Here is a 12554-nt window from a genome sequence, read left to right as displayed (position 1 = left end):
GCATTTTCGATCAATGTTGCAAGTCGCATCTGGCGGCCCACACCGCCCGGACGCCAGCTTATTCTGCGGCGTGTCGCATGACCGGGGTCAGCGCGGCATCCAGATCAGCCAGAATATCCTCAACCTCTTCCAGCCCGACAGACAAGCGGATTAGCCCGTCCGAGATACCATGCTCAGCGCGTTCTTCGGGTGCGTAAGTCGAATGGGTCATCGAGACCGGATGCTGGATCAGCGTTTCCGCATCACCAAGTGATACAGCGCGCTGGATCATCGTCAGGCGGTTCATCATTGCGATGCCACCAGCAAGGCCTCCGTCCACCTCGAACGCAATCATTGCGCCAGATTGGTCCATCTGAGCTTTGGCGACTTCGTGTTGGGGGAAGCTTTCAAGTCCGGGGAAATGCACCACATTCACCGACGGATGAGCCTCTAACCACTTGGCCAATGTCATGGCCGAAGCACAATGCCGATCCATCCGCAGCGCCAGTGTTTTCAGACCGCGCAGGATCAACATCGCATTGAAAGGTGCCATCACAGCGCCGGTCATATCCTTCATACCAACAAGGCGGATTTCGGTGATCTGCTCTAACGTGCCGACCACGAGGCCAGCCACGACGTCACCGTGGCCCCCCAGATATTTGGTGGCGGAATGCAGCACGATATCTGCGCCATGTTCAATCGGGCGGGTCAGGTATGGCGTGGCATAGGTGTTGTCCACCACCACCGTCGCGCCCGACGCGTGCGCGATATCCGACACCGCCGCGATATTCACCAACCGCATGTTCGGATTGGCGGGTGTTTCGAAATACACCACGCGGGTTTTGTCGCTGATTTTGGTGCGCAGGTTGTCCGGGTCAGTCATGTCGACATGTGTGATCTTCACGCCCCATTTCGCCAGCCCGTGCTGCATGAAGGCGAAGGTGCAGCCATAAAGCGTCTTGTCCACGATAACCTCGTCCCCGGGCGAAAGTAGCGTCCAAAGGGTCGCGGTGATTGCACCCATGCCCGACGACAAGGCCAACCCGGCCTCGGCCCCTTCCAACGTCGCGATGCGTTGTTCCAGCAGATCGCAGGTTGGGTTTGAGATGCGCGAATAGATATAGCCCGGACGCTCGCCCGCAAACATCTCGCCGCCCGCTTCGGCTGTTTCAAACGCGAAAGTAGATGTCAGGTGAAGCGGAGGCGTCAGCGCCCCTTCGTAATCCTGCGGGTCATAGGCGTGGTGGATGGCGCGTGTGGCAAAACCGGTCTTGGCGGACGTGGACATGGCAAGCTCCTTTTCAAGTCTTGCTACAATCGTACCGGATTCGGGCTTTGCAGAGATTGCGAATTATGCCACTTTTGACATCAATATTAGCATTTCCTGCCAAAGGAGTCGCAGTTGGATCAAAAAGATCGTCAAATTATTCGCGCTTTGCAGCAGAACGGCCGCATGACCAATCAGGATCTGGCCGAGGCTGTGAACCTGTCGCCGTCGCCTTGCCTGCGCCGTTTGCGCAATCTTGAAAGTTCGGGTGCCATTCGCGGCTTTGCCGTCGAAGCGGACGCGGCAGCCTATGGTTTGCCGATCACGGTTTTTGTCCGCATCCGGCTGGAACGTCACAACGCCGAGGACGTGCAGCGCTTTGAGCGGCGCGTTATGTCGATTGACGAGGTGCTGGAATGCCATGTTCTGACCGGGGCCACGGATTACCAATTGCGCGTCGTGGTGTCTGATCTGGATGCGTATGAGGATTTCATCCGCAATCGCATCCATCCAATCGGAGGCATCGCCTCGATCGACACCAGTTTTGTCTATGGGACGGTCAAGAAAACCGCAGTTTTCCCGACCGTCGAATAGCCTTTACGCCAGCTTCGCGCGATCATGTGGCGCGTTGAAATCAACATCCGGCCCTTTCGGTACAACACCGCTTGGATTGATTGTGTCGTGGCTGGCGTAATAGTGGTTTTTGATATGCACCATATCCACCGTCTCAGCGATGCCCGTCTGTTGATAAAGATCGCGCACATAGCCCCACAGGTTCGGGTAGTCGACAATCCGGCGAAGGTTGCATTTAAAGTGCCCGACATAGACCGGGTCGAACCGAACCAGCGTGGTGAACAGGCGCCAGTCAGCTTCGGTGATGGTACTGCCGGTCAGGTATCGTTGCGTGGACAGCCGCTTTTCAAGGTCGTCCAAAGTGTCGAACAGCGGCACGACGGCTTCTTCGTAAGCCTCTTGCGAAGTGGCAAACCCGGCCTTGTAAACGCCATTGTTGACGGTGCTATAAATCCGGTCGTTCAGGGTGTCGATTTCATCTCTAAGCGGCGCGGGATAGTAGTCGCCCGGCGTAGCGCCGACACCGTCAAAAGCCGCGTTGAACATGCGGATGATCTCGGAAGACTCATTGGAAACAATCGTCTTGTTTTTCTTGTCCCAAAGAACAGGCACCGTCACCCGGCCCGAGTAATCTGATTGCGCGGTGGTATAGACCTGATGCATGAACTGCGCCCCGTTGACGGTGTCGGGCATCGATCCGTCAACCGGCTGAAAGGTCCAACCATCCTGCGCCATATACCAATGAACAATCGAGATCGGGATCATGCCTTCCAACCCCTTGAGCGCACGCAAGATCAGTGTGCGATGCGCCCACGGGCAGGCAAGCGAAACATATAAATGATAGCGATCCGGTTCGGCCTTGAAACCTGCTTCGCCGCTTGGCCCTGCCGATCCATCAGCCGTGACCCAGTTGCGAAACTGCGGGGCTTTGCGCAGAAACCGCCCGCCGCTGGACTTCGTATCATACCATTGGTCGACCCACTTACCGTCTTGCAGCAAACCCATGCCATGCTCCTTATTGGTTCACCCGGACACGAGCATTAATTCGCAAAGTCCAAGAACGTCGGAATGTACAGGCTTCAGACTAGGCAGACAACATGCGGTTCAGCGCTGCGTCAGCTTGCGGCTTGACCTCAGCCACCGACGCCCGCTTAACCCGGCCGTATCCGCGCATCTCAAGCGGGGCAGACAGGAACTCACGCACATCATCTGCGTTGTGTTCACTGACCCGGCCCGACATCGTCCGCAATCCGTTTTCATACCATGCAATCAACTCCACTTCCTCGCGGCGTTCTGCTGTATAGCCAAACGGGTCAAACATGGTGCCACGCAAGGACTTCAGTCGGGCCAACCCCGTTAAGACCGGGCGCATCCACGGCCCGAAGGCACGTTTACGCGGACGTCCGCGTGCATCCTTGCCCAGCGGCAAAAGGGGCGGCGCAAAGTGGTATTTCACTGAATACCCTTCCTCAAATTCCTGCTTCAACTGGTCGGCGAACCCCATTTGCGTGTGCAGCCGCGCCACCTCGTATTCGTCTTTATAGGACATAAGTTTGAACAGGCTTTTTGCCGCAGCAGAAAGCAAATCGGCCCGCAATCCATCCGGCAACTGTGCCGCAAAATTCGCAAGGGTCAGTCGATAGCGGTCAGCATAGGCCGCGTTCTGGTAGTCCGTCAGGAAAGCCGCACGCGCCTCAATCAGATCCGCCGGTTTTTGATCCGCTGATGGTTTCGGATCATCCAACGCCACGCGATCGGGTGCGGCGGCCAGAACACGGCCAAGATCGAAGGCGCGCGTGTTTTCCGGCACCTTCACGGCGTTCAGTTGGATCGCCTGTTTCAGCGCGACCTCCGACACCGGCACAAGACCCATTTGCCACGCATAGCCCAGCATGATGACATTGGCATACACGGTATCGCCTAAAAGGGTTTCTGCGGCATGGTTCGCGTCGAATCCTGCAACGTTTTCCGCCCCGACCGCCGTCTTGACCGCAGCTTCGCGCACGTCAATTTGCAGACTTGCATCGCGCGACAGGACAAGATCGCCCGTCGGCATCTCGGCTCGGTTCAAAACGACTTTGGTGCCGGGCTGGTAATGCACCGACGCTTTGGGCGAAGAAGATACAACCATATCGCAGCCGATCACCGCATCCGCCGACCCTTTGTCGATGCGCACTTGATGCACAGCTTTGGGCGAGTCACCCAATCGGATATAACTAAGAACCGTGCCGAACTTCTGGGCAAAGCCAGTGAAGTCCAGCACGCTTGACCCCTTGCCTTCCAGATGGGCAGCCATCGTGATCAACGCACCAACTGTCACCACACCAGTTCCGCCCACACCCGTCACCAACAGGTCAAACGGGTTCGAGATGTTTGGCAGCTTGGGCGACGCAACATCCTGAAGTATTGCCGCCACATCAAGCTTCAAAGGATCACGCTTGCGACGGGTCGCACCTTCGATCGTGACGAAGCTGGGACAAAACCCATTCAGGCAGGACATGTCCTTATTGCAGTTGGACTGGTTAATCTTCCGCTTGCGCCCGAACTCGGTGTCCAGCGGTTCGACGCTTAGACAATTGCTCTCGACCGAGCAGTCGCCGCAGCCCTCACAAACCAGCGGGTTGATATACGGGACGGTTTTCTGGTCCGCCATCGTGCCGCGTTTGCGGCGGCGGCGTTTTTCCGTGGCGCAGGTTTGTTCATAGACCAGCACTGTGACGCCGGAAATGTCGCGCAATTCGCGCTGTACCTGATCAAGCTCGGATCGGTCGTGGAAAGTCGTGCCCTTTGGGAAATCTGAATGCGAGAATTTGCTGATGTCGTCGGACAACAGCGCGATCCGCTCGACCCCCTCGGCGCGACAAGTCTGCACGATACCCGCGACACTGATCGGACCATCCACGGGCTGCCCGCCGGTCATCGCAACCGCATCATTATAAAGGATTTTATAGGTGATATTGGTGCCCGCAGCGATGGCCTGCCGGATCGCGAGGGAGCCGGAGTGATACCACGTACCTTCCCCAAGGTTTTGGAAGATATGCTTGCCACCGTTGAACTTGGAGGTGGCGACCCAAGGCACGCCCTCGCCGCCCATCTGGGCATAGCCGACCGTGTTGCGGTTCATCCAGCTGGCCATCACATGACAACCAATACCGGAAGCGGCAGAACTGCCATCGGGCAGCTTGGTTGACGTGTTGTGCGGACAGCCGGAACAGAAATAGGGCGTGCGCGACGCACCTTCAGTTTTCAGCACACAGGGCGGCTGTTGCAACAGTGCTGCGGCTTTCGTGGTGAAGTTTTCGCATGGAAAAACCTGATCCAGCCGCGCGGCCACGATGGGAACCAGCATCAGCGGGCTAAGCTCTCCTGTCCAAGGGATCAAGGGCTCACCTTGGCTGTCATATTTGCCCACCATGCGGTTGGGTTTGTCGCCCGGCCAGTCATAGAAGTATTCCTTGAACTGGCTTTCGATGATGCCCCGTTTTTCTTCGACCACCAGCACTTCGGCCTTGCCGCGTACAAAGCGCAACGCATCCCGGCGGGCAAGCGGCCAAACCATACCGACCTTGTAAATATCGATGCCCAACGCGTGGCATTTTGCTTCGTCCACGCCCAGAAGGCGCAGTGCCTCTAGCAAGTCCAGATGGCCCTTGCCGGTGGTGACAAACCCGAACTTCGCGTCAGCAATGTCGTATATGGGTTCGTCAATCGGATTGGCTTCGACAAAGGCGCGCACGGCGTCAAGTTTATGGCCAATGCGCGTCTCAATCTCGGGGCTGGGCAGGTCGGCCTGTCGCACATGCAATCCGCCGGGCGGCAGGTCGATGGCTGGAAACGAGAATTCGCGGTCGGGGGTCAATTCCACCGACTGGCCGGATTCGACTGTTTCCGAAATGGCCTTGAACCCGACCCATGTGCCGCTGAACCGCGACAATGCAAAGCCGTATTCGCCAAACGCCAGATATTCCCCCACAGACGCCGGGTTCAGCGTGGGCATGAACCACGCCATGAACGCCACATCCGATTGATGCGGCATCGAGGAGGAGACGCAGCCGTGGTCATCGCCCGCAACCACCAGAACGCCACCTTTGGGGGCCGAGCCATAGGCGTTGCCGTGTTTCAACGCGTCGCCAGACCGATCAACCCCCGGCCCTTTGCCGTACCACATGGAAAAGACGCCCTCGACCTCGCAGTCCGGGTCCAGACTGGCTTGTTGCGCGCCCAGAACAGCGGTCGCGCCAAGGTCTTCATTGACGGCGGGTAGGAAGGTGATGTTGTTATCCGCCACGCGTTTCTTCTCGCGCCACAACTCAAGATCCAACGCGCCAAGCGGCGATCCGCGATAGCCCGAAACGAAGCCTGCGGTGTTCAGCCCGACCTTCTGATCCCGCCGCGCCTGATCCAGCATGATGCGCACCAGCGCCTGTGTTCCGGTCAGGAAAACGCGGCCGGACGGGCGGGCATAGCGGTCTGACAATTGATAGGTTGAAAATGCGGTGTCTTGGCGTGACATGGCGGGCCCTCCTGGCATCTTTTCCATGGTATTCCATCAGGGCTGGTGGTTCATACCTTTATTGACCGAGTGAATTACGATATTTGGCAGGACATACCGCGAATGCCTTGAATTCTGGAAACTCCACCCATGAAGCTTGACGAAAAAGACCGCCGTATTCTCGAATTGCTGCAAAAGGATAGCACAATTTCCAATGCCGACCTCGCCGATGCGGTCGGGATGTCGACCTCGGCCTGTTGGCGCAAGGTGCGTGCGTTGGAAGAGGCGCAGATAATCGAACGTTACGGAGCGATCGTGAACCCGGCGAAGGCCGGACTAAGCTTTCAGGCCATCGTGCACGTGCAACTGACCCGCCATGATCCCGAAAAAGTCGAGGAGTTTATTCAGGCCGTGAACCGCCGTCCGGACGTGGTCGAATGTTTCGCAACAACCGGTCAGGCGGATTACCACCTGCGTGTGTTGTGCCACAACCTGTCGGGTTTCAATGCTTTCCTTGAAGGCTTTCTGTTCAAACTGAAAGCGGTGGAAAGCGCGCAGACCAATGTGGTGCTGCGCGATATCAAGAAATACTCAAACATTCCGGTTTGAGGTGCGGGTTAAATTGTGCGCAGACCTGAGACGGCGCGCGCGCCCAGCAGCACAATGCCCACAACCGCAACGCCAATGACAGCCCAGTTTTGCGCAGGCCAGTTGGCCGCAATGACCCCGAACAGCGCCCAGATGATGGCGAGGGGATAGGACCACGCCCCGCGACGCAACGATTGCACATAAAGCGCAACGATCAGCACGATCACCAGCATAACCAGTGCGGCGACCTGCGGTGACAGAACCTCATACCCGCCCAAGACAACACCCGCACCCACGCCGGTCGCAGCCGTCAGCCATCCAGCGTAAAGGGCGACGGGGCGAAGTTGCCACCAAGGGTCTTGCGGCCCCGCGCGCAACATCGCAAGGATCGCCGTCACAGCCATCACGACGATGATCACGGTTGCCCAAATGGGCGAGGCATTCGCCGCCGCGATCCAGAAGCAGCCCAACGCCAGACTGATCATCAAGGGGCCGCGCATGCGTTGCCAATCGGCGTCGTTTGGTGCTTTCAAAAGCCCCCAAGCCGCGCCGACAATCAGCCAGACATAGATCAGACCCCAAATGCTAAACGCCCACCCCGCGGGCTGCACCGGCCAGAAGGTTTCTTTGGTGGGAAACTGGTCGGGTGAATAGCCGGCGAAATTACTGCTGAACAGCGGCGACAGCATGAAGACAATCGACAGGACCAGAATGGCTATGGCCAGAAGGGGTGCGGGGCGTGACATAATACTCTCTTGTTCGATATTCGGGTGGTGGGGTTGGGGTTAAGGCTGTACGCCCGGCACTGGGCGCATGGTGGCGATCAACTCAGCCACCTTCAGTCCAAACTTGCGCATTTCCGACTTGTTCATGATGACACCGTCTTGTGTCAGGTACAGCCAATCGGTCGCGGTCAGGGTATGGCCGCCTGCTTCTGGCGGCAAAACAATCTGGTAGCGCATCGACACGGTCGAGCCTGACACGACGCCCTGCGCCTCGCCCACAATGTCGTCAGCGGTGGCGGTGAATGTGTTGCCCTCGCCCAGTTTCAAAAACCATTTCCGGTTCTGCTCGCGCCCGTTGGAGTAGGTGAATTTCTCCGTCAGCGTGCCGGTATCGCCATCCCATTCGCCCACCATTTCGGCCACGAAACTGTTGGTCAGCTTTCCCTTGGGACCATAGATCAGCCCTTCCGAGGCGAATGTGCCTGACAGGTGCTGTTTCAACGAGAAAGCGGGGCCGGTGTCTGCATAATCATCCGGGCTTTGGGCGCGGAAACTTAATAGCACTGTCTTGGCGAATGTTGCGGCCAAGATCAGTAGCAAAAGCGCGGTCAGGAGTTTCATTCGTATCTCTCCTCAGTAGGAAGCGCCAGTACAAGGCCGAAGGCGCAGAGTTTCAGGATGCAGGGCACGACGGCATAGGCGATGTTCAACGTGTTCAAAGCGCCATCACTGTTGATTTGGCCGGGCTGAAAGCCGTTGCGTTCCAGCAGCGGCAAGACGGCAAACGCCGCAAGCGCCAACCCCAACTTGCCCGCGAAGGACCAGATGCCAAAGGCCGTTGACGCGCTTAGCCCTGCCTTCGTCAACACGACTGAAAACATCGCCGGCAGAACCACCATATCGGCCCCCAAAGCCGCACCCGAGGCCACGCAAATGATCGCAAAGCCAACAAGGCTTCCGGGCGCAAGGAAGGCTGCCCCCACAAAGCCAAGGATCGCCAGCGGCATAGAGATCACGAGCGTCATCTTGGTTCCAACAAGCCGGCTGAGGCGCGTCCAAAGCGGGACGCTTAACCCCGCGCACAAGAAGAACAGGATCAGTAGGGGGCCAGCTTTGCCGGGAAGTTGCAGGCGGTCTTCGACGAAGAACAGAAACAACGTGGACGTCACCGCAACGGGCAAACTATTGACCAATGCCAAAACCAAGAGGCGCAGCGCTCCAGCCCCGGCCAAACCCGAAAAGGTCAAGCCCTCGCCCAAGATCGGCGTGCGACGCCAGATCGGAAAGCTCATCACGGCGACCGCGATCGCAAGCGCGCCCAGAAATAACCCGAAAGCAGGATAGCCCTGCCCACTTGCTCCCAGCCCCAAGAACACTGCTGGCGCAATGGCCGCAATCACCACCCCCGCCAACATGCCGCTTTCACGAAAGGCGGCCAGCGTCATCAGATCGTGTTCATCCGTTGACTTCGCAAGCGTCGCGCTGCGCCCATAAAGAAGGATCATGCCAAGGCTATAGGCCGAAAATAAAAGCACCAGCACTGCGATCAGCCTAAAGGTGACGGAACCACCCGGCTGCAACGCGAATAAAATCGGAAAGCCGATGGCCAACCCGGCGGCGGCCAGCATTGCAAACAGGGCTTGAGCTTTGGGCCAACGATCAATGGCCCAGCCCAGCAGGGGGTCTTGCACCAGATCAACAAGACGAATGACCAACAATATCGCCCCAATCGCGCCAAGACCAATCCCAAGATTAACCGAGGCAAAGCGCGGCAGATGGATATATAGCGGGATACCAGCCGCGGCCAGCATCAGGGCATACAGGCTGACGCGCGGATAGACCATCTTAGGATCCAATCAGCTTTCGCGTGAAGGATTTCGAACGCGTGTTGTCGCCCACGAAAATACCCATAAAACGGCTTTTGATCTGTGGATGTGACAGTGTGCAGGTGCGTTGGCCGTTACGCCAAAAGCCGACCTTATCCACGCCGTTTGATACGGCCAGATAGCGGTCTCCTTTGTTGACCGCGTCAAAACACTTGTTCAACTGACCCTCTAACGGCAGCGCGCCGCCGGTGCGTTTGAATTCACGCATCGTGGCCTCAACCAGATCATATTGTGACAAGTTGCGCAGATACGTCAGCTCGATCCCAAAATCCTTGTTCCAGTCCAACGCCGCCGCGCCAACAGTGAAAAGCCGCGCCTGATACAGCGGCAACCCCAGAAAGCGCAGCGTCGCGGTGCCGCGCACCTCAGCCCCCGGAAGCGCCACAGCGGCAACGTTGCTTTGCGCCAGTGCAGGCGCCGGCGTTCCCGCCAGCAAGATCAAGGTCAGCAGGGTTCTAAGCATGAGCATGAGCCAGCTCCACCTGAACAACGTTTGTGTGGCCGACGGCAAAGGACGCGGCACAAATCTCAAGGTAGTATTGCCAATTGCGCTGGAACGCTTCGCCATAACCCATCTCGGCAATCTTGCGCTTTTTAGCGGTAAAGCGTTCGGCCCAGATGCGGCAGGTTTTGGCATAGTCCTGACCGAAGGCAAAACTGTCCTGCACCTGCAACCCTGCCTTGCGCGCTTGGTCGTCAATCACACTTTCAGACAGAAGCATCCCGCCGGGAAACACATACTGCCGGATATAATCGGACGAGGTTTTGTAGGTCTCAAAGAAGCTGTCCTTGACGGTGATCGCCTGAAGCAACACCCGCCCGCCTTCTGCAAGATTGTCCTTCAGAACCGAGAAATAACTGGGCCAATAGCGCGCGCCCACGGCCTCGATCATCTCGATCGAGACGATGTTGTCGTATTTTCCGTTGATGTCGCGATAGTCGCGCAGTTGAATATCGGCGCGCCCATCCAAACGGCATTCCGCGTAGGAGTGTTGGTTGCGCGAGATTGTCACGCCCGTCACATCACGACCGACATGGGTAGCATGTTCGGCAAATCCGCCCCAACCGCAGCCGATTTCCAGCACGCGTTCGCCCGCCCCAAGCCGGGACAGCGCGCGCGCGTTCTTGCGGGTCTGTGCGTCGGTCAGGTCATCACTGCCGTCAGCAAAAATACCAGATGAATAGGTCATGCCCTCATCCAGCCACAGCTGATAAAACTCGTTGCCGACGTCATAATGCGAGCGGATGTTCTTGCGCGACCCACGGCGGGAATTCGCGCGCAGCATGGTGTCGACAAGCCGGAATTTTGCACGGTTCAAAACGCTCGCCTGATCGTAACTGCCAAGGTGGTCGCGGTTGCGCATGGCGACCGACATCAGCGTTTCGATCGACGATGTGTCCCACATGCCTTGCACATAGGTTTCGCCCAGCCCGACCTGCCCATGCGCGGCCATCGCAGACACGGCGGCCCAATCGCGGATCACCATCTCGGCTTCAGGGCCGGACGTGCCGAACTGATAACTGTCGCCTTCCGGGGTGCGCAGGGTCAATTGCCCGTCGCGCAACCGTTCACAGGTGGACAGGAATTTCGACTTCAGAGCTTTGTTCGTCAAACGCAATTTCGGATCCTTTCGATGGAGCATCTTTGTTGATCATCCGCACAATACGCATCGCGCTGGCGATGCCGTCTTCGTGGAAACCATGGCGGTGATAGGCACCGGCAAACCACGTCCGGTTCATCCCCTGCATGGCGCGCAATTCCTGCTGAGCCTGCAACGCGGGCTTATCAAATACAGGGTGGGCGAACTCGACCTGATCATAGATCTTGTCCGCTGGGATAGGGGCGGACGGGTTCAATGTTACGAATAGCGGGTCGCTTTCGGGGATATTCTGCAGCTTGTTCATCCAATAGGTGACGCCAATATCACCATCCTGCGAGCGATAGGCCCAGCTGGACCAAGCGGCCTTTCGCTTTGGCATCTGGCCGGGGTCGCAATGCAGCACGGCCTTGTTAGGCTGATAACGAATGCGGCCAAGCGCACTGGCCTCAAGCTCGGTTGCATTGTCACCCAACATGGCCAGCGCCTGATTGGAGTGGCAGGCCAGAATGATGTCGTCATAACCCTTGTCCGCGCCCGTGGCGGTCTGAACCGTGACGCCATATGACATGCGTTCGACCCGGGTCACCGGCGCGCCAAGGCAAATGTCGACGCCCCGCGCGCGCAGAGCCGCCTCAAGCCGTTTCACATACTCAACGCTGCCGCCCTTGACGGTCCACCACTGGTGTTCGCCCAAACCGGCCAATAGCGCGTGGTTGCGGAAAAACTGAACAAGGGATTTGGCCGGAAACTGATCGACATCGTCCACCGGCGTTGACCAGATCGCGCCACACATCGGCATAAGATAGTTGTTGCGAAACCACTGACCAAGGCCAAGCTCGTCCACCAATTCACCGATGGTCTTGTCGTTGTCCTTCGCAGCCTCCTCGGCACGTTTTCCAAAGCGGACGATGTCCGCGATCATCTTATAAAACTGCGGACGCAACAGATTTCGCCGTTGGGCGGTGATGCATTTCAGATTGCTTAAACCATATTCCAGCCAACCGTTGTCGATGCTAGCCCCGAAGCTCATCTCGCTTTTGGTGACAGGCACGTCCAGTTCGCGAAAAAGGCGCGTTAGATAAGGGTAGGTCACGTAGTTGAATACGATAAACCCGGTATCCACCGGCTGGTCGCCATTCTTGCCAGCCATAACTGTGCGTGCATGGCCGCCCAGACGCGGTGCAGCTTCGTAAATCGTGACGTCATGGTTTGGCGACAGATAATACGCTGCGGACAGGCCGGAAATACCACCTCCGACAATCGCAATCTTTCTACGCGGGCCACGCTGTTGGTCGAGCATTGATGCCTCATCCTTAAAACCACATGGAAAGATTACGGCTGCCTGACCCGCTTGGATCAAAAAGACTAACAAAAAAATGGGCTTGCAACCATTTCGCCGTTTGACAGTTTTTATCAATGCCCTGATTTGTTCGTGATCCAAAC

Annotated in this window: 11 protein-coding genes; 2 read left to right on the top strand and 9 right to left on the bottom strand. The window is 57.5% G+C overall.

Annotated elements, in window-relative coordinates:
• Nucleotides 1-58: 58 nt before the first annotated feature.
• Nucleotides 59-1267, bottom strand: a complete 1209-nt coding sequence (locus MUY35_RS12490; protein WP_248368961.1) for a methionine gamma-lyase — start codon at nucleotides 1265-1267, stop codon at nucleotides 59-61.
• Nucleotides 1268-1381: 114 nt separating this feature from the next.
• Between MUY35_RS12490 and MUY35_RS12485 the strand changes: the two genes are divergently transcribed.
• The gene (locus tag MUY35_RS12485) at nucleotides 1382-1840 is read left to right on the top strand and encodes an Lrp/AsnC family transcriptional regulator (protein ID WP_248368956.1); all 459 of its coding nucleotides are present in this window, start codon (nucleotides 1382-1384) and stop codon (nucleotides 1838-1840) included.
• Nucleotides 1841-1843: 3 nt separating this feature from the next.
• On the opposite strand, the gene MUY35_RS12480 is transcribed toward MUY35_RS12485, so the two are convergent.
• Together MUY35_RS12480 and MUY35_RS12475 are read right to left on the bottom strand one after the other, a co-directional pair.
• Entirely contained in the window at nucleotides 1844-2824 is a 981-nt protein-coding gene (locus MUY35_RS12480; RefSeq protein WP_248368954.1) for a glutathione S-transferase family protein, read from the bottom strand.
• Between the two features lie 79 nt (nucleotides 2825-2903).
• Nucleotides 2904-6332, bottom strand: coding sequence for an indolepyruvate ferredoxin oxidoreductase family protein (locus MUY35_RS12475; RefSeq protein WP_248368952.1), 3429 nt, complete (start codon nucleotides 6330-6332; stop codon nucleotides 2904-2906).
• A gap of 129 nt (nucleotides 6333-6461) precedes the next feature.
• Here MUY35_RS12475 and MUY35_RS12470 point away from each other — a divergent pair, with 129 nt between their 5' ends.
• A complete protein-coding gene (locus tag MUY35_RS12470) occupies nucleotides 6462-6920 on the top strand; it encodes an Lrp/AsnC family transcriptional regulator (protein ID WP_248368950.1) in 459 nt (152 codons plus the stop codon).
• 8 nt (nucleotides 6921-6928) lie between these two features.
• On the opposite strand, the gene MUY35_RS12465 is transcribed toward MUY35_RS12470, so the two are convergent.
• The 6 genes from MUY35_RS12465 to MUY35_RS12440 are packed head-to-tail and all read right to left on the bottom strand — an operon-like array spanning nucleotide 6929 to nucleotide 12411.
• Nucleotides 6929-7645 (bottom strand): tryptophan-rich sensory protein, encoded by a 717-nt coding sequence (locus MUY35_RS12465; protein WP_248368948.1) that lies wholly within the window; start codon nucleotides 7643-7645, stop codon nucleotides 6929-6931.
• 39 nt (nucleotides 7646-7684) lie between these two features.
• Nucleotides 7685-8245, bottom strand: a complete 561-nt coding sequence (locus MUY35_RS12460) for a DUF3833 domain-containing protein (protein WP_248368945.1) — start codon at nucleotides 8243-8245, stop codon at nucleotides 7685-7687.
• On the bottom strand, nucleotides 8242-9468 hold the full coding sequence (locus MUY35_RS12455) for an MFS transporter (RefSeq protein ID WP_248368942.1): 1227 nt from the start codon (nucleotides 9466-9468) through the stop codon (nucleotides 8242-8244). Before MUY35_RS12455 ends, MUY35_RS12460 begins: the two co-directional genes overlap by 4 nt.
• 1 nt (nucleotide 9469) lies before the next feature.
• Nucleotides 9470-9979, bottom strand: coding sequence for a hypothetical protein (locus MUY35_RS12450; RefSeq protein WP_248368940.1), 510 nt, complete (start codon nucleotides 9977-9979; stop codon nucleotides 9470-9472).
• Nucleotides 9966-11129, bottom strand: coding sequence for a cyclopropane-fatty-acyl-phospholipid synthase family protein (locus MUY35_RS12445; protein WP_248368938.1), 1164 nt, complete (start codon nucleotides 11127-11129; stop codon nucleotides 9966-9968). The genes MUY35_RS12450 and MUY35_RS12445 overlap by 14 nt, the downstream gene beginning before the upstream one ends.
• A complete protein-coding gene (locus MUY35_RS12440; protein WP_248368936.1) occupies nucleotides 11080-12411 on the bottom strand; it encodes an FAD-dependent oxidoreductase in 1332 nt (443 codons plus the stop codon). The genes MUY35_RS12445 and MUY35_RS12440 overlap by 50 nt, the downstream gene beginning before the upstream one ends.
• Between the last annotated feature and the right edge of the window lie 143 nt (nucleotides 12412-12554).

The organism is Aliiroseovarius sp. S1339 (assembly GCF_023195695.1).
Lineage (GTDB): Bacteria > Pseudomonadota > Alphaproteobacteria > Rhodobacterales > Rhodobacteraceae > Aliiroseovarius.
The sequence above is the reverse complement of the archived record's forward strand: the minus strand, read 5'-3'. Positions and strand labels throughout refer to the sequence as shown.